We start from the raw sequence: 18,000 nt of genomic DNA on the forward strand, positions 1-18,000 counted from the left end.
CGGCCCAGCACCAAACGACCCAGCGGACCAGCGGACCGGCGCGAATCGACCCAGCGACGCGGCTCTAAACATCCCAACGGGCCGCGCGGAACAATCCGGTGGCGCGGCGCGAACCAACCCGGCGACGCGACGCGAAACGACCCGGCGGCGCGACGCGAAACGACCCGGCGGTCCGGCGCGAATCGACCCAGCAACGCGGCTCTAAACATCCCAACGGCCCGGCGCGGAATAATCCGGCGGCGCGGCGCGAACCAACCCGGCGGCGCAACGCGAAACGACCCAGCGGCGCAACGCGAAACGACGCCAGCGGCCCAGCACGAATCAACCCAGCGGCGCGACGCGAAACGACCCAGCGGCCCAGCGCGAACCAACCCCGCGGCCCAGCGCCAAACGACCAAGCGGCCCACGGCGAACCGACCCGGCGACGCGGCGCGAAACATCCCAACGGCCCAGCGCGAACCAACCCCGCGAGGCGACGCGAAACGCCCCGGCGGCGCGGCGCGAAACCTCCCAACGGCCCGGCGCGGAACTATCCGGCGACGCGGCACGGAGCATCCGGCGACGCGGCGACGAACTATACGGCGGCGCGGAGCGAAGTATCCGGCGACGCGGCCCGGACAAGCTCAGGCGGCGGGGATCACCTCTAGGAGACCGGGATCGGTCGGCATAGACTTCGGCGCGAATATCGACTCGGAAGGGGTCGCATGGACACGGTCCGAGAAGTAGCCGAAGAAGGTAAGCGGCTCATCGACCTGGCCTGGCTCGGCGAGCTCACCCGCGACGACGCGGTGCATCGGTTCGTTCAGGTGGGCGACGGAATGGTCTGTCCGGTCACGGCGGGCGAGATCATCGACGACGGCGTGCGTTGGCTGGACGCCAATGCCACGCGACTACGGTTCCTCGGCTGGTGCGCCCTCCTCGAAGTACCGCTGCTCGGAGGTTTCGCCGTGCTCTCGCTCGCCCTCGGCGACTATGTCGCCGCGCTGCTCGCGCTCGCACTACTCGGCGGCATGCAGTTCGCGCACCGCAAGCTGATACCGCACCCGGTCCCGATCCGCCGCCCACGCCGCGTCCGGCACTGACGCGGCACCGGAGCTCGTCGGCCTCAATGCTTTTCGACGTGTGATCGACGCGCCTCGTACCGTGAACGGCACGTGCGGATCGTCCGACGGTCGGGGTTGCCGACTCGTGGAAGGGCGGCCGTGCGGATCGAGGACTTGCGAACGGTCGGGAACGAGGGACTGTTCGCCGACGTCTGCGTGGGATCGGGCCCCGCCGAACCGAGCATCGCCGCCGGGCTGACGAATTCCGCACTGCGCCCGCTGATCCTGGAGAGCGGCGGCGGGCGAATCCTCGGCGCTCGCGACCGATGCCATCGGCAATGCCGTCTGCTGCTCGCCTCCCGCGCGAATCCTCGGCGCTCGCGGTCGGTCGGTGCCATCGGAAATGCCCGTCTGCTGCTCGCCTCCCGCGCGAATCCTCAGTGCTCGTGACCGGTGCCATCGGCAATGCCCGTCCGCTGCTCGCCTCCCGGGCGAATCCTCGGTGCTCGCGGTCGGTCGGCGGCAACGGCAATGCCCGTCCGCTGCTCGCCTCCCGCACGAATCTTCAGCGCTCGCGATCGGCGGCATCGGCAATGCCCGTCTGCTGCTCGCCTTCCGGCGGACGGCACCCGAGGGTCTCGGCAATCGGCACGATCTGGTCGGCCGCTATCCGATGAATCACCGCTGCCGAGCTGTCGCTGCCCTGAAACAAATTGCGGCGGAGACATTTACGCATCCATTCAGCGAGTGGGCGATGACGACACCGCCCGTCCGCCACACCTTTCCGCACGGTGTCGCCCTGTCCTGAGCAAAGGCGCGGGCACGCATTAAGGTGCGGGGCATGGAGGACTCGACGACCAGCGGTTCCCATCCGTACGAGCCGCACGGGGCCGGGTTCGCGACCAGGCTGAACTGGTTGCGCGCCGGCGTGCTCGGCGCGAACGACGGCATCGTGTCGACCGCGGGCCTGGTGGTCGGCGTCGCCGCGGCGACGACCACGACGAGCGCGATCTTCACCGCGGGCATCGCGGGTGTCTCGGCCGGTGCGCTGTCGATGGCGGTCGGCGAGTACGTATCGGTCAGCACTCAGCGGGATTCGGAGCGCGCGCTGCTCGCCAAGGAACGCAGGGAGCTCACCGACGAACCCGAGTACGAACTCGCGGAACTCACCGACATCTATCGAGCCAAGGGACTCACGCCGGAGACCGCGCGCAAGGTCGCGGAGGAACTCACCGCCTACGACGCCTTCACCGCGCACGCCGAGGCCGAACTCGGCTTGAACCCGCGCGAACTCACCAATCCCTGGCAGACCGCGCTGTCCTCCGCGATCGCGTTCACCCTCGGCGCGCTGCTGCCACTGCTGGCGATCCTGCTGCCGCCCGTCACCGCGCGCATCCCGGTCACGGTCGCCGCGGTGCTCGTGGCGCTGGCGCTCACCGGTTCGGTCAGCGCGCGGCTCGGCGGAAGCGATCCACGGCGCGCGGTGCTGCGGGTGGTGCTCGGCGGCGCGCTGGCCATGCTGGTCACCTACGGCATCGGGCAGCTGGCCGACGTCGCCGGAATCTGACCCGGTCACCGCGCTCCCACCCGCCGTTGGGCATTCGGCCGGGCGTAGACTTCGGTGCTTTCCGAAGTCCGAGTCCGGAGGCCGACCATGCCCTTCCGTGATCGCCGGGCGGCGGGTCGGCGACTCGCCGTGCGGTTGACCGACTTTCGGGACGCCAAAGCCGTGGTACTCGGGGTGCCGCGCGGTGGCGTTCCGGTCGCCTACGAGGTGGCCCGCGCGCTGAACGCGCCACTCACGGTGGCGATGGTGCGCAAGCTACGTGTGCCCTATCGGCCCGAATTGGCGTTCGGCGCGATCGGTGAGGGCGGCGTCGGGGTGATCGACGACAAGATCCTGGCGCGCGCGTTCGTGTCCGAGTCGGGGCGCGCCGAGGTGGAGTCCGAACAGCGAGCCGACTTGGCGCGCAGTGCGATTCGCTATCGCGGCGGCTCGTCCGCCCTCGCGCTGCACGGGCGGACCGCGGTGATCGTCGACGACGGCATCGCCAGCGGCGTCACCGCCCGCGCGGCCGTCGCGGTGGTGCGTGCGGCGGGGGCCGAACGCATCGCGCTCGCGGCGCCCGTGGGCGCGGCCTCGGCGATCCGTACGCTGAGCGGGAAGGTCGACCAGGTCGTGTGCCTGGAGGGCGCGGAAGTGGTCACCGCGATCTCCCGATGGTACGGGGATTACGCCCCGGTCGACGACGCCCAGGTGTGCGACCTGCTGGACGGTGCGGCGGCCGAATTACGCCAGCGCTCCGGCGAATCCGGTCAGCAATAGGTCGCAGCCGAATTGCGCTGGCGTTCAACCGAATCCGGCCCGCAGTAGGCGAGACCGAGGTCGACTGCGGCGGTGACACGGCTCTCGCCCAGGCCGCTCCCCAGTGTCGGCGCGAATCTCGATGCCGGTAGGTTCAGTCGTAAAAATTCACTGCCGCATTACCGCGGCCCTACCGCGATACCCAGAGAAATTTCGGCGGCGATTCGGCGACCGGTCTACCACAAATGCGTTCATCGCGCGGCCGTTGCGTGAACGACAAGAAATCCTCCACGAAACCGGGCGATGCGCCGCAATGATCTGAAACTGCTATAACCGCAGGTGGTTCACCCTACGATGAACGCGAGCAGCCCACTCGGGTCGCGGGTGGGCGTCGGAGGAGGAGGGGTTGTTCGTGACGGTCCGAATCCAGTGGCTCCATAAACTTCTCGACGAATCGGCCGGGGAACCGGTCGATATTCCGGTCGATTCCTTCGGCTTCGGCGACGGATTGCGCGCGCTGTTTCCCGACGGCGTTCTGCAATTCTCCGCTGGAATCGAAACGGGTGACGGTAGCGCCCGGGTTTCCTACGCCGACCAACCCGCTTCTGCCAGGTTGAGCCGCGCCCGCGACGGCGCGGACATCGAGCTGGACGTCCGGCTACCCGGGACGGGAGCATCCGCGCAACTGCTGGCCCGGTGCGCCGGGTTCGAGCTCCCCGACCTGCCGTGCGGAACATCCGACACCCTCACGCTGCGCCTCGACGAGCACACGGGCACGACAGTGCGGGCAAACGGCGCCGACGTGGCGGTCGTGCTCCGGGAGAACGGTGAGCGCATGTTCGCCGCGGCCGCCGATGGCTGGCAGGTGATCTGCACCGACAGGCCGCTGCCCGCCGCCCGGCTGGCGACGCTGGGAACCGCGGAGAGCGAAGGTCTTTCGCGTGCCGTACTACCGGACCCGTTCGCCGATGAGCTGCCGGCCGGGGCGTGGCTGCTGCTACCGAGAACGGGCCGACAGTCACGCCGCTTTCTGGTGCGGCTGGAAACCCCGCGTCCCGAGACTCCGACCGACCCCTCTTGGCTCGACGGACTCGGGCGACCGATGCCACCTGCCGCGGCCCGTATTCGGCGCACCGGTTCGCCGTACCGCCCGGTGCGGGCGGTGGCGACCGGCGACGGCTTCGCTCTCCTGGCAGGCGCCAGGTCCTAGGCCGAGCGTGGCAACGGCCGGGTTGCAGGACTGGGCGCCGCGCACCGAGGCCCGGCGAAGACTGTGAACGGGCGGCCTGTCTACCATCCTGCGTTCTCCGCCGCGCATGCCGATGTCGGCCGAGAGTGCACACCCTCGGCCGACATCGGCGATCGGTCAGCGTCGGAACGCGTCCCGCACTTTGTTGGCGGCTTGTTTCATGTTGCCGCGGAACTGGTCTCGCCGACCTTCCGCCGTCAGCCTCGGGTTATCGGTCGCGCGTCCGAAGAATTTCTTCACGCGCCCCCGTGCGGCTTGAATGCGGTGATCGAAACGGCTGTTCCTTCGGTAATTGTCGGCGTTCATCGGGACCTCAGTAATAGTGCCTGCGGCCGCCGATCGGACGGCCCACCGAGCCGGCGATCCAGAGCACCGCGCCGATGATCAGCACGATGATGCCCGCGGTGGTCAGCAATCCGATTCCGAGCAACCAACCCACAATCAGAAGAATCAATCCGAGGATAATCACGGTCACATCCCTTTCTTTTGGTAAACCGTTGACGTGTCAGGTGGTAGTCGGCGCCTGTGTCTTGCCGCGAGCGCCCGCCATCGGCGCGGCTCCGGACGGTCGGCGCAGGAATCGGTTCGGGCTCCAGACCGGCTTGCCGGCGGGCGGCGGTGCGACGGACGGCGCCTGCGGCGGAGCCGTGTCGCGACGAGCCGCCGCGACCTCCCTGCGTGACTTGCGCAGTTCCCTGCGCGCCTCGCTGCCGCGGCGGGAGGTGCGCCAGAGCCCGGTCAGCAAGAGCACCAAACCGAGCGCGCCCGCCGCGCCGATCACCGTGCCGTAGAGGAACACCTCTCCGGCCGAGGCCGTGAACTGATAGTCGAAAACGGCGAAGTCGCCCGTCGACGTGCGTAGCTCGCCGGTATTCGCCGCCACCGCGGCGACGCCGACGACCACCGCGCCGATCAGGACGATCAGCCCTAGGAGAATGATCATGACAATCCTGGTGCGCTGAAATGTTCTATTACGAATCCGCTATTCCCGGTTCCGGCGGGCTCAAACAACACGATCGGAAACGTTTGCGCCGCACGGTTTCGGTGTATGCGCAGAACTGACCACAACCGGTCGATCAGCACCAAGGAGAGTCGGGCAATGACCTACACCTTCGACCTCACCGATTACTCGGACGAATCCGCCGTCGTCGCCGAGAACGCGCTGCGCGGCCTCGGCGGCGTCGATTCCGTCGACGTCGACCGGGTCTCGGAGACCATCACGGTGAACTCCACGACCCTGACCTACGGCGAGGTCCTCGACGCGATCAGGCAGGCGGGCGTCCCCGCGAAGTAGTGGGCCTCGGCCTTTGCGGCGGCGGCCTCGGCGCGGCCAAATGGTCCCTCCAGCCGCCGTTCGCGCTCCTTCTTCCGCAGTCGCGGTCGCCGGTCACCGCGTCGGTGTCAACTAGCCGGTCCGATTGCCTCCGCGCAGCCGTGCGCCAACCCGGCAGCCAACGCCGCGATCACGTCCCCCGTCGCGTGCGGTGGAGAACTGGCCGTTGACCACGGCCTGCACGGCCACGTTTGTCCTACGCGGCCACGCTTGTAGAGAACGCTGGCGGCCAACGTCGTCGAACAGCCCTCCCCTGGCCCAGCGCGACAACAGGTCGCGCGGCAGCCCATTCGCTCGGTCAGTCCGGCGCGCGACCGCGCCAGGCCGCCGCCGTCCTGTCGTACCGCGCTGCCGCGCTGCCGTCCTGTCGTGCCGCGCCGCCGCGCTGCCGTCCTGCCGTGCGCGCCGCCGTCCTGCCGTACGCGCTGCCGCTCTGCCGCGCCGCCGGTCCTGTCGTGCCGCCCTGCCGCGCTGCCGTCGGGCCGCCGCCGTCCAGCCGCGCCGCGCCGCCGTCCTGCCGTGCGCGCCGTCGCTATGCCGTACCGCGCTGCAGCCCTGCCGCGCCGCCGGCTTGCCGTACCGCGCTGCCGCCCTGCCGCCCTGCCGCGCTGCCGTCGTGCGCCGCCGTCCAGCCGCGCCGCGCGGCCGCCCCTGCCACGCCGCCGTGCTGTCGTGCCGCACCGCATTGCCGGGCAATCGCGGAGGAACGCCTCCACCAGCCCACACGGCGCGCGTGCCGCGGGCGGAGTACTTTGGTGCGCACCGAGCGTGCCGAGAAGTGTTGGCGGACAAGCGGATGGGGGCTGGGATGCGAGAGATTTTCGATGCCGATTTCGCGGCGGATCCGTGGCCGGTGCTCGACGCACTGCGCCGCGAGGGCGGCGTGCACCGGATCCGCACACCCGACGGTCCGCCCGCCTGGCTGGTGACCAGGCATGCCGATGTGCGCGCCGCGCTGTCGGACGAACGCTTGACCGCCGACGTCACCAAGGCCGGGCCGGTGGACTATGCCGGATTCGCCGTCCCGCCCCCGCTCAACGCGCTGCTCGTCGCCGACGCCGAGGCTCATGTCCGCCTGCGCCGCCTGATCACCGCCGAGCTGGTGCCGCGCCGCCTGACCGGGTGGGGCGAGCGCGCGGGCGATCTGGTCGAATCACTGCTACGCGGCGCCGAGGCGGATCCGAAGGTGGATCTGGTCGCGCGTCTCGCGGTTCCGCTACCCACCGAAGTGCTCGGCGACCTGCTCGGACTGGCCGATTCCGAACGGGAAACCCTACTGGACTGGGCGAATTCGACGCTGTCGCCCGACGGGTCGGCGCCACGGGCCAGGGACACCCTCGCCGCCATGCGCGCGTTCGTCGACGCCACGATCGAAACGGCGAGCGCCGACAGCCCGGTCGGGCGGCTGGTCGCCGCGAGCAACGAGACCGGCTCGCCGACCGCGGACGAACTCGCGGGTGTGCTGTTCTATCTGCTGTTCGTCTGGTACGAGGTGCTCGCCGACCTGATCGCGGGCGCGCTGCTCACGCTGGTCGCCGAACCCGCGCACCGCAGAGCTTTTCTGGCGGCCACCGACCGACGCCGCGCCGTGGACGAACTGCTGCGCTACATCTCACCGCAGGTGCTCGCCGGACCGCGTTTCGCGACAACGGATCTGGACATCGGAGGCTACACCGTGCGGGCCGGGCAGACCGTGCTGCTGTGTCTCGCGGGCGCCAATCGGGATCCGGCGGCGTTCGATCGGCCCGACCGGTTCGACCCGGCCCGCGTCCGCAATGCCCAGCTGGGTCTCGGCCACGGCGCGCACTCCTGTCTCGGCACCGCGCTCGTGCACAGCGTCACGGGGGCCGTAATTCAGCAGTTCTTCACCAGGTGGCCCGAGACGACGCTGACGACGCCCGCACCGGAAATACCGTGGCGCTGCGGTTTCCGGCACCGCGGGCCGCTCCTGCTCCCGGTCGCGCTCGCCTGAGCATCCGAAGTCACCTGCGGGGCAGGCCGATCGAGGCGATACCTTCCGGCTCCGGCTTACGGATGGGAACAATGCGCCACCAGGTTACGCACCGCCACACCCACTCGAGCGGTCCGTACCGAAGCCAGGACATCCAGAGGTAACTGACGAAAGCCTGGAACAGGAGGATCGCCGCGGCCAAGCCGAGCAGTGCGGGATAGCGGGTGGTGCCGCCGAGATGCAGGCGCCCTTCCGCGAGCAGGATCAGTGCCGTCGCGGACATGTAGTTCGTCAACGCCATGCGACCCATCGGCTCGAGCACTTCGGCGACCACCTCACCGAATCCGGTGCGCAGCACGAGCAGCAGTCCGGTCGAATAGGCGATCGCGCCGAGCAGACCCGCGATCGGTTCGATCGAGCTGGTCCACAACTCCAGATACGGTGTGCGCCACTGCCATACCGCGGTCGCGATGGCGGCGGGCAGCGCGAGCACGAAGACGGCCGCGATCGGCCAGACGTGCCCGCGCAGAATGTCGACGAGGCCGAAACGTTCGGCCGCCAAGCCGAGCAGGAAGAGACCGGGCACCAAGGCCAACCCGCCGCCGAGAGTGAGCGCGACACCCAAGGTGCCCACCAGGCCCGCGACCAGAACGAGCCACGACGGCAACGCGGAAGCGGGCAGCAGGATCACAAGTCCCACGACGGCGTACGGAAGCAGCGCCTCGCCCGGCTGGAAGATCTGGTGCACGAGTCCGAGCACGCTGAGCGCGATCAGCCTGCGCGCCAGCACAACTCGCGGGCGATCGGTCCGCTCGGCGGCTCCGTCCAGGAACATCGCGAAGCTCAGGCCGAACAGGAACGAGAAGATCGGGAAGAAGCGCTCTTCGACCACCACCGAGAGCACATGCCGGACCGGGTCCATGGCCGCACCCGAGGGCACGGTGGCCGTCATGTCGGTGATCTGCCAGATGTTGACCACCAGGATTCCGCACAGCGCGAACCCGCGGACGGCGTCTAGTTCGTGAATGCGCTCGCGCGCGGCGACGTCGTACATGCCCCGACAGTAATGGCGCAGGTGGGTCGAGGCCGTGACCAGCGCTCGCATGGCGTCGCCCACATTTACTTCACGCACTAACTATTTGTGCGTTAACCTAGCCGGGACCCGAGGAGGAACCGTGGACACCGAGATCGAGGATCCGCTGCGCCTGGACCGGCAGGTGTGTTTCGCGCTGGCCGTGGCCAATCGCGCGGTGCTCGCCGTCTACCGCCCGCTGCTCGAACCGCTCGGCCTCACCCACCCGCAGTACCTGGTGATGCTGGCGCTGTGGGGCGAGGCGCCGATGTCGGTGAAGGAGATCGCCGAGGCCATCCAGCTCGATTCCCCGACCCTCTCGCCGCTGCTCAAGCGCCTGGAGTCGGCCGGACTGATCAGCAGGGGCCGCGACCCGCGCGACGAACGCAACCTGGTGATCGACCTGACCGAGGCGGGCGCCGCCCTGCGCGCGCAAGCCGAGCGCATCCCGCCCGCGGTGGTGCAGCGCCTCGGCGTCACCCTCGCCGACCTCGAGGAATTGCGCGACGTGCTGACCAGAGTCAACGACGCCGCCCGCCGCTCGATGCTCGCCGAATCGCACGCAACGTCAGGAGTCGACGCATGACCCGCGCCCGTCGCCGCCCCAATCCCATCGAGTGGATCGGCTACGCCTTCGGGCGCAGACTGCCCGATTCGCTACACGACTGGGTGCGCGAGGACCTGACCGGAAAGTACGCCGTCGCACGGCATCTGGTGCGCGGCCTGGTGCCGTTCACGCCGCTGTTCGCGGTCTTCATGTTCTTTCCAGGCGCATTGTGGCTGCGCGGATCGATGGTGCTGCTCGCCGTGCTGCTCGCGCTGTTCTACACCGCGGCCTTCATGCCGATGAATCGCGCGCACCGGCTGGCCAAGCACGGGCTGCCCGCCGACCTGGAGAATCCGGAGCGGGCGCGCAAGCGTGAGCTGGAGCGGGCTCGCTACGCCGCTCAGCACCGGCACTGAAGTCAGTGGAGCACTAGTTCCAGGCGCGCGTGCCGTCGCACGAAGATGCTCGGAACCCATTGGGCCACATCTGGTTCCGGTGCCAATTCGAACGACTCGGTAGCCGCGAGCAGCGCTTCGAGGGCGACCCGCGCCGCCAACCTCGCCAACGCGGCGCCGACGCAGAAGTGGACGCCTTTGCCGAACGCGAGGTGACCGCGTTGGACCGCGCGATCCAGGCGGAGCCGGTCGGCTTCGGGGAAGATCTCCGGGTCGCGGTTGGCGGCGCCCTAGAGCAGCAGCAGGTGCGCGCCTGCGGGCAGCTCGACGCGACCGAGCGTGGTGTCGGCGACGACGTGCTGGTGGTGGGCGCGGAACGGCGATTCCAGCCGCAGCACCTCCTCGAGGAAGCCGGGCAACAGGTCCGGCTCGGCCCGAAGCCGTTGCTGGAGAACAGGATCGATGGCGAGCAGCCGGACCGCGTTGCCGATCAGCCCCGCGGTCGATTCGCCGCCCGCCCCCAGCAGCTGCACCAGCAGCAGCGCCGCGACGTGGGGCTCGAGATCGCCGGAAGCGCACGCCCGCGCCAGGTCGCCGAGCAGATCGTCGCCGGGCGCCGCGCACGCCGCCCCGGCGGAATCGGCGGGACCGGCAACGGGAACAGTTGCGGCACGATCGGCGGCACGGGCACGACCGGCCGGAACGCCCCGCGACTCACCGACCGGCGGGCAGACCCGGCGGAATCGGCGGCACCGGCAACGGGAACAGTTGCGGCACGATCGGCGGCGGGGGTACCACTGGCGGTGCGGGCGCGGCAGGCGGTGCAGGCGGACCCGGTACGACGGCCGGGGCAGGTGCGGGCGGAGGTGCAGGTCCGACGGGCGGGGCGGGTGCGGCGGGTTGCGCGGGCGGGGCTGGTTGCGCGGGGAGGGCGGGCGGTGCGGGCACGACCTGCGGCACGCAGATCCATCGGCCATCCGGTGTGAGACCCCACTGGGCCGTGATGCCCTCGTGCGAACAATCGTCGCCGACCTGGTGGTCTTCGCGAATGTGCTCCGGTGGCACGCAGATCCACTGGCCGTCGGGATCTCGGCGCCACTGGGCCGTGATGCCGTCGTGCGAACAATCGTCGCCGATCCGGTGCGGCTCGTGGCCCTGGCCCTGCGGCACGCACGTCCACTGGTCGTCGCGCAGATCCCACTGCGCGGTGATGCCGCCCGCCGAGCAGTCGTCGCCGATCCTGCGCGCGGTTTGCGGCGCGGCGGAGATCGGCGGCCGGGCGGTGGTGCCCATCGGCATGGTGCGCGCGGTGGTGGCCGTCGGTTTGGTGGTGAACGAGGGAGTCGGCGGTGTCGGCCCGTTCTCCGGCTCCTGGTTCGAACGCAACACGAGCCCGATCGCCACCACCACCGCCAGCGTCGCGGCGATGGCCGCCGCGATGGTGAGGACGCGGGTGTTGTTGTTCGGGCCATCGTCATCGCCGTAGGGCGACGGTCCACCACCGGATTCCACTATCGCACCGCCTTCACTGCCGAACAGAGAACACCGTCACGAGTAGTCGAGCTTCTCCGGCAGGTTACCCGAAGGTCGCTGATTCGAAGATCGACTCTCCGCAACGCGGTTCGCGCTGCTCGATAGGCATACGGCACATTCGCTACCAATCTGCCCGCACCCCAACGAAACCCGGACTTCGCAGCACATCCCTACGCTTCGCAGGGGTCGCAGGCCCTGCGAAGGGTGTGGAAGGTCTGCGAAGTCTCGGTGGCCGGGTCTATTTGATGGCGACGCGGATTTGGACGGCGTCGTCGTCGGTGCTGTGCAGGGCTTGGCCGATCAAGGTGCTCAGGTCCAGCTGGGGTGCGGACGAGACCGCGGCGTCCGCGAGCGGCTGGAGGCCGGGGATGAGCGCCTTCAGTTCGGGGCCCGCTTCGCGGAGCCAAGCCGTCAACTTCTCCAGGAACGGCACGACGCCATCGCCCTCGAGGTACATCTCCGGACTGCCCTGCGCGGTGACCAGGCGGCCGACCGCCTCGACGAGTTCATCCAGTGCCTGCCCGAACTTCACCAAGCCCGGCGCGCCCGCCGCGGTGGCCGGACCGGCCCATTCGATGTCTGCGGCGGCCAACTGGAAGCTGTTGAGCAGCTCGGCGATCTTCGGCGCCCTTGTCATGATGGTCGAGGCGAGCAGGTCGCCGGACCTGGCCAGCTCGGGCATCACCGATTCGGTGCCGGTGATGGATTTGCTCATGGTCTCCACCAGCGAGCCGACCACCGCCGGGTCCAGCTGGTTCATGGTCTTGGTGACCATCCGGGCCACCTCGGCGATCGACAGCGGCGTCCGGACGTCCTCGGTGTCCAGGCGCTGCCCGTCGCGCAGGTAGGGTCCGCCGTCGGCTTTGGGCACGAACTGCACGTAGGGCTCACCGAGCGCGGAAAGGTGCTCGATGGTGACGACGCTCGCGGTGGGCACCTTGTGCTCCGCGTCGACCCGGAACCCGACCTCGACGCCGGCCGCGGTGCTGTCCACCGACGTGACGTCGCCGATCTCGATGCCGGTCAACAGGATCGGCGATCCGACGCCGAGCCCGCCGGAGTTCTTCAACACCATCGTGGCGTGCGTGTACTCGGCGAACGGATCGACCCGCACCACACCGAAGGTCAGGTAGGCCGCGCCGAGGATCATGATGGCGGCTATACCGCCGAGCGAGGCAAGCGAACCGATCTTCATCGGACGGCTCCGATCATCCGCAGGGTCTGAACGATCCGGTCGACCTGTTCCTGCTCCGCGACGGGGCTCGCGTCCACCCGAACACCGGTGACGTTCACCTTCGGCCCGCGCTCGACGAACGGAATGATCTTGTCCCGCAACAGCGCGACGAGCATGGCCAGGTTCGACGGATCGCGCAGGTCCAGCGGCCCGCCGGTGGCCAGCGGCACGAACGCCTTGGCCGCCGCGTCACCGGACTGCACCAGCGGCGCGAGCCATCCCAGCGACTGCCCAACCGGGCCGAGACCGCTGAAGATCTCGGTCACGCCGTCGATGGACTGCGTGGCGGCGCCGAGCCGGTCCACCGAGGCCGCGCTGAGGATGTTGTCCAGCTCGGGCTGAACCTTGTGCAGCACTTCGGCGTTGTTGGCGAGGCCGTAGAGCAGCTTGTCCACCTGATCGAGGTTGGCGGCCAGGTCGGCGGCGTCGGCGCCCATCACACCCGCGATGCGCGCGGTCTCCTTCGGGTCCTGCGGCAGCACCGCGTTGAACCGATTGACGATGTCCTGCAACTGCCCGACCGCGCCGCCCTGCACGAAGAACGCCATCGCCGCCATCGTGTCCTCCAGTTGCACAGGAGGTTTGGTGTGATCGATGTCGATGGTGCCGCCCGGTTCGAGCAGCTTGTCGAAGCCGTCCGGCGGGGTGGTCAGCGCGATGTGGATGTCACCGAGCACGGTGTTCTGACGCAGCTCGGCGATCGTGTTCGCGGGCAGCTGCACCGATTTCGAGATCTCGGTGTCCACGACGACGTACCCGCCGCGCCCCTGCGGCGCCTCGGCGGCGGGCACCACGGTGACCTTCTCGACCGTGCCGACCTGCGCGCCGTTGGCGATGACCTTCGCGCGGGCCGGCAGATTCAACACGTTGGCGAACTGGATCTGCACACGGTAGCTCGGCCCCGCGATCGACGTGCCGGGCACCGGCACCGAGGACGGGTCGAAGGCGCAGCCACCGAGCGCGATCGAGGCTGCCATGGCAACCGCTATTGCGCTGCGGCGCAAGTATTTCGGCCGCCAACGTAGCGTCACGGTGTGCCCGACCGCCTGGTCGCGTCCGGTTCCTCGATCGAGCCGAGCCGCCTGTGCACTCATGCCTGCGCCTCGCCGACGCTCGGCTCCGGCATCCGCGAAGCGCGCTGGCACATGATTCGCTCACTCCGTTCGTTCACCGGGCACCCGCCAATCCCAGTACCAACTGGACCAATTCCACGTTCACCATGCCGTTCTCGGCGCCCGCGCACCGGCCGGGCGCCACCGCGTTCACCGCCGCGCACACCGCCTCGGCATTGCCCTGCGGAATCGCCACCTTCGGCGGGGCGTAGGTCAGGCTCGCCGCGCCGGTCTCCGGATCGGCGACGCTGCGCAGCGCGGACACGAACACCGGTGTGGTGAGCACGATCTCGCGCAACGAGCCGACGTTGGCGCGCAACAGCTTCAGCATCGGCACCGCGCGGTCGAGCAGGGTGAGGATCTCGTCACCGAACGAGGTGGTGATGTCGTTGAGCATCGGCAGCACCTCGGCGAGACCGTCGAACAGCTGCGCGCCAGGGATCAGCAGGTCCTCGCTGGCCTGATTCAGCACCGGTCCGACGCGCACCAGCATGGATTGCAGGTCGCCCCAGTACTGATTGACCTTCTGCGAAACCGAGGCGAACGCGTCGAAAATGCCTGCCAGATGGCCAATGTCGGCGTCGGGCGATTTCAGCGCGGAACCCAGCTTGCGGATCAGCTCGTTGATCTGCGGCCCGGTGCCCGCAGTGGCGCGGTCCAGCGAGGCGAGGCCGTTCGCCAGCGAATTCGGCTGGGACGGATCGGGTCCGACGATCTGGTCGGAAAGCTGCGCGAGCGCGGTGAGCGTCTCGGTGAGGCTCTTCGGGGTCAGCGTCTTGGTGATGCACTGGGAACTGTTCCAGCGCTCCAGATTCGTGCCGCTGGCCAGCACCGCGAGTTCCCGATCGGCGACGACGGTGTCGGACACCGTGGTGGCCGAGGCGTCGGCGTACACCGGATGGTCGGCGTCGACCTCGAAGTCGACGCGCACGTTCGGGCCCTGGTTGCGCACCGAGGTCACGCTGCCGACCGTGATGCCGCGCATGGTCACCTGGTTGCCCTCGTACAGGCCGATGCTGTCGGGCATGATCGCGCAATAGGATTCGGTGCTCTTCAGCGGATCGAAGAGGACGACGTAACCGGCCACCGCGAGCAACGCGATGACCACGGCTCCCGCGATCGACATGAACGCCTGGGTGCCGAGCAGCTTCTTCAGCATCAGCACTCCTTCCCCGGGACGGGAACGCACACCGACGACAGATCCAGACCCGCCGGCGCGGGCACGGTTTCACCCGAGCGGTCCAGAACCACGCCCTCCTCGGGAATCACCAGCGACCGCAGCTTCTCGCTCAGCTGCTGGGTGCTCGCGATCATCGGTTCGAGCTTGCCGCCCATCTCCTCCAGTCGCGGCAGGGCGTCGGCCAGCTGCTGCGCTCTCGGCTTCAACGTGGACTCCCACGCGGGCGTGAGCGCGGCTAGCCGCTGTACCACGCTGTTCAGCAGTGCGACGGCCTCGCGCAGCTCCGCGCGCTTGTCGATCAGCACGGTCTCCAGCAGGTTGACGTTGTCCATCAGCCTGCCCAGATCGGTCTTCGCGCCGTCGTACATGGTCACGTATTCGTCCGCCACCGCAATGGCATTGGAGACCTGGGCGCGCTGGCGGTCGATGGCGTCGATGTAGCCGCCGACGGTGTCCAGGGTGGTGCGCAGCGTCTCCGGCGCCGAGGTGAGCGACTCATCCAGCGCGGCGAGGTTGCGCCGCAGCGTGTCGCCGTCCAGCTCGTTCAGCGGTGTCGTGGCGTCCTGAAAGGTCTGGATCAGGCTGTAGGGCAGGCGAACTCGATCCGCCGGGATCGGCTTGTCGCCGAGCGGCGCGTCACCGGCCGGGAACAGCGCAACGTAGTGCCCGCCGACCACCGTGAGCATGCGAATGTCGAGCGAGGTCTTGTCACCGAGGAACACATCGGATTTCACGGTGAACTTCATGACAACTCGATCCGGCTTCAGCTCCAGCGATTCCACCGAACCCACCGAGACGCCGGCCAGGCGCACGTCGTCGCCTTCCTTCACCGACTGCGCCTCGGACAGTTCGGCGGTGTAGGTGGTCTTGCCGAACGGCACCGCGTACAGCACCGCCGCGGCGGCCATGCCGAGCACGACGAGCGCCACACCGAAGATGCCGAAGCGAATCTCCTTGCGCCGCTTGGCCGCATCGTCCAGGATCGGCCGGTCGCCGAACCAGCGGGAAATCACGCCTGGCATATCGCCACCTTCTGTCCTGCGACGAGGACGCGCACCGGCGCGGGCAGCTCGGCGGCGCCCTTGCTGCACTCCGGCTGCCAGCCCGCGACGGTGCGCGGCAGCGCGTTGTCCACCGACTGGAGCAGGCCGGGCAGCCTGCCGAAGACCTCGACCGCTTGCTGCGGATCGGGGAACAGACCGCGGATCATCGCGTCGATGTCCTGGCCGCTGTGCGGGTCGAGGCCAAGTGTCGCGAGCAGGCGGTCGAGCGGACCGAGCACCGCGGGCGCGGACATCGCGAAATCGGCGAGTCCGCCGATATTGGCCTGGAGGGACTGGAAGACATCGCTGAGCCGGGCAAGCAGCGGCACCAGGTAGTGCACGCGTCCGCCGACCCGGCCGGCGATGTCGGACATGTTCTTCACCAGCTGACCGATCACGTGCTGGCGATCGCCCACGTACTGGCTGAGCTGGCCGATGGCCTGCATGGCAGGGCCGATGCCGGTGCCGTCGCCCTCGATCACCGCGAGCATGCTCTCGGTGAACTGGTTGACCGCTTCCGGCGACAGCGTCGCGAGCACCGGCTTCAGACCGTTGAACAGGCTCGTCACGTCGAACGATGGCACCGTCATGTCGGTGCCGATAACGGCCTTGGCGGGTAGGCGCACACCGGGATTCGGCTGCTGCTGTAGATCGATGTACCGCTGACCGGTCAGGTTCTGGTACCGGATGGCCAGCGTGCTGTTGTCGTAGATCGGCGTCGCCGTCTCGACGGTGAGGTGGACCTTCGCCTTCACCCCGTCGAGCGAGATCTTCTCGACCTTGCCCACCTGCACGCCGTACATGCGAACGTCGTCGCCGACCTTCAGGCCGTTGGCGTCGGTGAACAGCGCGTCGTGCGCCTGGGTGTCACCGGACACCGGCCGCTTGATCGCGGTGAGCACCAGCGCGAGCACCACCGCCATCACCGCGGCGAACAGACCGAGGCGCCATGCCGCGCCGCGCACCGTCATCGAATACCTCCCTGGCCGAGCAGCGGCACCGCGATACCCGGCACGCCTCGCAGGTCGACCTCCAGATTCAGCACCGGACCGTCCGGCGAATCCGGCATCGCCGCGCGCAAACGCTCCAGCAGCAGGCGCAATTCGGCCGCCGACTGCTGCGGACGCGGCACCATCTTGGCGAGCACGCTCAGCAGCGGCGCCAGCATGTCGGTGGCCTCCGCGAGCTGTCCGCCCGCGGTGCTGACCGTCGTGGCGAGACCGGGCAGGATCTGACCGGTGAGGGCGGCGACGCCTACGTCGTAGCGGTCCTTGTCGGTCTGCACGATCCGGATGTCGTGGATCTGGTCCAGGATCTGGATGGTCGCGCCAGCGAAGTCACCGCCGCCGTCGAAGGCCGGACCGAGTCTGCCGAGCAGTTCCGACGCGGGCATCGTCTGGTTGTCGGCGATGGTGCGCGCCACCGTGATCAGCGCCTGCACCAGCGGCGTGAACGCCTTGAAGTCCGCGGAGACCTGCGCGATGACCGTCGCCAGCTGCGGGCTGAAGACCGACGCGCCCACCTGCGAGAGACTGCGCAGGATGCTGCCCATCGTGGCGTCGTAGACGGCGGCGGCGCGCGGGCCGGTCAGGTCGATCTCGGTGTCCTGGCGCAGCGGCGAACCGCCAGGGCCGCGGCGCAGTTCGAGTTCGCTGATACCGAAAAGGTTGGCGGGCGCGTAGTCCACCAGCAGCGAGTCGTCGATGCCGTGCAGCCGGGAGTCGTCCAGCCGCAGCGTGATTCGCTGGGTGCCGCGCGCGGCGGGTGCTATCCGGTCCACCTCGCCGACCAGCACACCGTCCAGGCGCACCTGGGTGCCCTCGGTGACGCCGTCACCGATCTGTTCGGTGTGCAGCGCGATGCGCAGACCGTCTTCGGAGCGCAGGTCGCGGTAGAGCGCGGTGGTCAGCGCGACCACCGCGATCAGCGCGACGATCACCAATCCGACCGTGCGTGAACGTTTCTTGTCCGCGGCGACGCCGGGCAAACCGTAGGCAGGCAAT

Annotated in this window: 21 protein-coding genes and 1 pseudogene; 10 read left to right on the forward strand and 12 right to left on the reverse strand. The window is 69.1% G+C overall.

Annotated elements, in window-relative coordinates:
* Nucleotides 1–704: 704 nt before the first annotated feature.
* The 6 genes from NAM01S_RS27250 (at nt 705) to NAM01S_RS27270 (ending at nt 4,558) form a co-directional block, all read left to right on the forward strand.
* Entirely contained in the window at nt 705–1,082 is a 378-nt protein-coding gene (locus NAM01S_RS27250) for a hypothetical protein (protein ID WP_067790607.1), read from the forward strand.
* Between the two features lie 120 nt (nt 1,083–1,202).
* Nucleotides 1,203–1,493: a hypothetical protein gene (locus tag NAM01S_RS27255; protein WP_067790609.1), complete on the forward strand. Its 291-nt coding sequence runs from the start codon at nt 1,203–1,205 to the stop codon at nt 1,491–1,493.
* Between the two features lie 52 nt (nt 1,494–1,545).
* Nucleotides 1,546–1,851 carry a hypothetical protein gene (locus tag NAM01S_RS34395; protein WP_084483351.1) on the forward strand — a complete coding sequence of 102 codons (306 nt, stop codon included), beginning with the start codon at nt 1,546–1,548 and terminating at the stop codon, nt 1,849–1,851.
* A 33-nt stretch (nt 1,852–1,884) separates the two neighbouring features.
* Complete coding sequence (locus NAM01S_RS27260) at nt 1,885–2,610, forward strand: VIT1/CCC1 transporter family protein (RefSeq protein WP_067790612.1); 726 nt, start codon at nt 1,885–1,887, stop codon at nt 2,608–2,610.
* An 87-nt stretch (nt 2,611–2,697) separates the two neighbouring features.
* The gene (locus NAM01S_RS27265) at nt 2,698–3,369 is read left to right on the forward strand and encodes a phosphoribosyltransferase (RefSeq protein WP_067790616.1); all 672 of its coding nucleotides are present in this window, start codon (nt 2,698–2,700) and stop codon (nt 3,367–3,369) included.
* A gap of 391 nt (nt 3,370–3,760) precedes the next feature.
* Nucleotides 3,761–4,558 (forward strand): hypothetical protein, encoded by a 798-nt coding sequence (locus tag NAM01S_RS27270; RefSeq protein ID WP_157107933.1) that lies wholly within the window; start codon nt 3,761–3,763, stop codon nt 4,556–4,558.
* A gap of 156 nt (nt 4,559–4,714) precedes the next feature.
* Here the strand turns inward: NAM01S_RS27270 and NAM01S_RS27275 are convergent, their stop codons facing one another.
* The 3 genes from NAM01S_RS27275 to NAM01S_RS27280 are packed head-to-tail and all read right to left on the reverse strand — an operon-like array spanning nt 4,715 to nt 5,540.
* Nucleotides 4,715–4,903 carry a CsbD family protein gene (locus NAM01S_RS27275; protein ID WP_067790622.1) on the reverse strand — a complete coding sequence of 63 codons (189 nt, stop codon included), beginning with the start codon at nt 4,901–4,903 and terminating at the stop codon, nt 4,715–4,717.
* A gap of 7 nt (nt 4,904–4,910) precedes the next feature.
* Entirely contained in the window at nt 4,911–5,066 is a 156-nt protein-coding gene (locus NAM01S_RS35390) for a DUF6131 family protein (RefSeq protein WP_221639457.1), read from the reverse strand.
* A gap of 36 nt (nt 5,067–5,102) precedes the next feature.
* Complete coding sequence (locus NAM01S_RS27280; protein WP_067790625.1) at nt 5,103–5,540, reverse strand: hypothetical protein; 438 nt, start codon at nt 5,538–5,540, stop codon at nt 5,103–5,105.
* A gap of 156 nt (nt 5,541–5,696) precedes the next feature.
* On the opposite strand from NAM01S_RS27280, the gene NAM01S_RS27285 reads away from it, so the two are divergent.
* The gene (locus NAM01S_RS27285) at nt 5,697–5,891 is read left to right on the forward strand and encodes a heavy-metal-associated domain-containing protein (protein WP_067790628.1); all 195 of its coding nucleotides are present in this window, start codon (nt 5,697–5,699) and stop codon (nt 5,889–5,891) included.
* 847 nt (nt 5,892–6,738) lie between these two features.
* On the forward strand, nt 6,739–7,902 hold the full coding sequence (locus tag NAM01S_RS27290; RefSeq protein WP_169810909.1) for a cytochrome P450: 1,164 nt from the start codon (nt 6,739–6,741) through the stop codon (nt 7,900–7,902).
* 10 nt (nt 7,903–7,912) lie between these two features.
* Here NAM01S_RS27290 and NAM01S_RS27295 read toward each other — a convergent pair whose 3' ends face one another.
* Nucleotides 7,913–8,935: a DUF418 domain-containing protein gene (locus tag NAM01S_RS27295; RefSeq protein WP_067790632.1), complete on the reverse strand. Its 1,023-nt coding sequence runs from the start codon at nt 8,933–8,935 to the stop codon at nt 7,913–7,915.
* Between the two features lie 121 nt (nt 8,936–9,056).
* Between NAM01S_RS27295 and NAM01S_RS27300 the strand changes: the two genes are divergently transcribed.
* Nucleotides 9,057–9,539 (forward strand): MarR family winged helix-turn-helix transcriptional regulator, encoded by a 483-nt coding sequence (locus NAM01S_RS27300; protein WP_067790635.1) that lies wholly within the window; start codon nt 9,057–9,059, stop codon nt 9,537–9,539.
* A complete protein-coding gene (locus tag NAM01S_RS27305; protein ID WP_067790637.1) occupies nt 9,536–9,916 on the forward strand; it encodes a DUF5313 family protein in 381 nt (126 codons plus the stop codon). The genes NAM01S_RS27300 and NAM01S_RS27305 overlap by 4 nt, the downstream gene beginning before the upstream one ends.
* 2 nt (nt 9,917–9,918) lie before the next feature.
* Here the strand turns inward: NAM01S_RS27305 and NAM01S_RS36035 are convergent.
* From NAM01S_RS36035 to NAM01S_RS27345, 8 genes and pseudogenes are all read right to left on the reverse strand, one after another.
* A pseudogene (locus tag NAM01S_RS36035) lies at nt 9,919–10,515 on the reverse strand (cytochrome P450); the annotation flags it as partial.
* Between the two features lie 94 nt (nt 10,516–10,609).
* Nucleotides 10,610–11,407, reverse strand: a complete 798-nt coding sequence (locus tag NAM01S_RS36040; protein WP_067790643.1) for a hypothetical protein — start codon at nt 11,405–11,407, stop codon at nt 10,610–10,612.
* A gap of 259 nt (nt 11,408–11,666) precedes the next feature.
* Entirely contained in the window at nt 11,667–12,623 is a 957-nt protein-coding gene (locus NAM01S_RS27320) for an MlaD family protein (protein ID WP_067790645.1), read from the reverse strand.
* On the reverse strand, nt 12,620–13,639 hold the full coding sequence (locus NAM01S_RS27325) for an MlaD family protein (protein WP_067790648.1): 1,020 nt from the start codon (nt 13,637–13,639) through the stop codon (nt 12,620–12,622). Before NAM01S_RS27325 ends, NAM01S_RS27320 begins: the two co-directional genes overlap by 4 nt.
* Nucleotides 13,640–13,829: 190 nt before the next feature.
* On the reverse strand, nt 13,830–14,933 hold the full coding sequence (locus NAM01S_RS27330) for an MlaD family protein (RefSeq protein WP_067790772.1): 1,104 nt from the start codon (nt 14,931–14,933) through the stop codon (nt 13,830–13,832).
* Nucleotides 14,933–15,976, reverse strand: coding sequence for an MlaD family protein (locus NAM01S_RS27335; RefSeq protein WP_067790651.1), 1,044 nt, complete (start codon nt 15,974–15,976; stop codon nt 14,933–14,935). The genes NAM01S_RS27330 and NAM01S_RS27335 overlap by 1 nt, the downstream gene beginning before the upstream one ends.
* Entirely contained in the window at nt 15,964–16,968 is a 1,005-nt protein-coding gene (locus NAM01S_RS27340) for an MlaD family protein (RefSeq protein WP_067790654.1), read from the reverse strand. The genes NAM01S_RS27335 and NAM01S_RS27340 overlap by 13 nt, the downstream gene beginning before the upstream one ends.
* Nucleotides 16,965–17,999 (reverse strand): MlaD family protein, encoded by a 1,035-nt coding sequence (locus NAM01S_RS27345; protein WP_067790657.1) that lies wholly within the window; start codon nt 17,997–17,999, stop codon nt 16,965–16,967. The genes NAM01S_RS27340 and NAM01S_RS27345 overlap by 4 nt, the downstream gene beginning before the upstream one ends.
* Nucleotide 18,000: the final 1 nt, after the last annotated feature.

Source organism: Nocardia amikacinitolerans NBRC 108937, assembly GCF_001612615.1.
Lineage (GTDB): Bacteria > Actinomycetota > Actinomycetes > Mycobacteriales > Mycobacteriaceae > Nocardia > Nocardia amikacinitolerans.

What these genes read in the sequence shown, in the direction of transcription:
- NAM01S_RS27250 (WP_067790607.1), top strand. Translation starts at nt 705, where the DNA reads ATGGACACGGTCCGAGAAGTAGCCGAAGAAGGTAAGCGGCTCATCGAC.
- NAM01S_RS27260 (WP_067790612.1), top strand. Translation starts at nt 1,885, where the DNA reads ATGGAGGACTCGACGACCAGCGGTTCCCATCCGTACGAGCCGCACGGG.
- NAM01S_RS27265 (WP_067790616.1), top strand. Translation starts at nt 2,698, where the DNA reads ATGCCCTTCCGTGATCGCCGGGCGGCGGGTCGGCGACTCGCCGTGCGG.
- NAM01S_RS27275 (WP_067790622.1), bottom strand. Translation starts at nt 4,903, where the DNA reads ATGAACGCCGACAATTACCGAAGGAACAGCCGTTTCGATCACCGCATT.
- NAM01S_RS27280 (WP_067790625.1), bottom strand. Translation starts at nt 5,540, where the DNA reads ATGATCATTCTCCTAGGGCTGATCGTCCTGATCGGCGCGGTGGTCGTC.
- NAM01S_RS27285 (WP_067790628.1), top strand. Translation starts at nt 5,697, where the DNA reads ATGACCTACACCTTCGACCTCACCGATTACTCGGACGAATCCGCCGTC.
- NAM01S_RS27290 (WP_169810909.1), top strand. Translation starts at nt 6,739, where the DNA reads ATGCGAGAGATTTTCGATGCCGATTTCGCGGCGGATCCGTGGCCGGTG.
- NAM01S_RS27295 (WP_067790632.1), bottom strand. Translation starts at nt 8,935, where the DNA reads ATGTACGACGTCGCCGCGCGCGAGCGCATTCACGAACTAGACGCCGTC.
- NAM01S_RS27305 (WP_067790637.1), top strand. Translation starts at nt 9,536, where the DNA reads ATGACCCGCGCCCGTCGCCGCCCCAATCCCATCGAGTGGATCGGCTAC.
- NAM01S_RS27320 (WP_067790645.1), bottom strand. Translation starts at nt 12,623, where the DNA reads ATGAAGATCGGTTCGCTTGCCTCGCTCGGCGGTATAGCCGCCATCATG.
- NAM01S_RS27325 (WP_067790648.1), bottom strand. Translation starts at nt 13,639, where the DNA reads ATGGCAGCCTCGATCGCGCTCGGTGGCTGCGCCTTCGACCCGTCCTCG.
- NAM01S_RS27330 (WP_067790772.1), bottom strand. Translation starts at nt 14,933, where the DNA reads ATGCTGAAGAAGCTGCTCGGCACCCAGGCGTTCATGTCGATCGCGGGA.
- NAM01S_RS27335 (WP_067790651.1), bottom strand. Translation starts at nt 15,976, where the DNA reads ATGCCAGGCGTGATTTCCCGCTGGTTCGGCGACCGGCCGATCCTGGAC.
- NAM01S_RS27340 (WP_067790654.1), bottom strand. Translation starts at nt 16,968, where the DNA reads ATGACGGTGCGCGGCGCGGCATGGCGCCTCGGTCTGTTCGCCGCGGTG.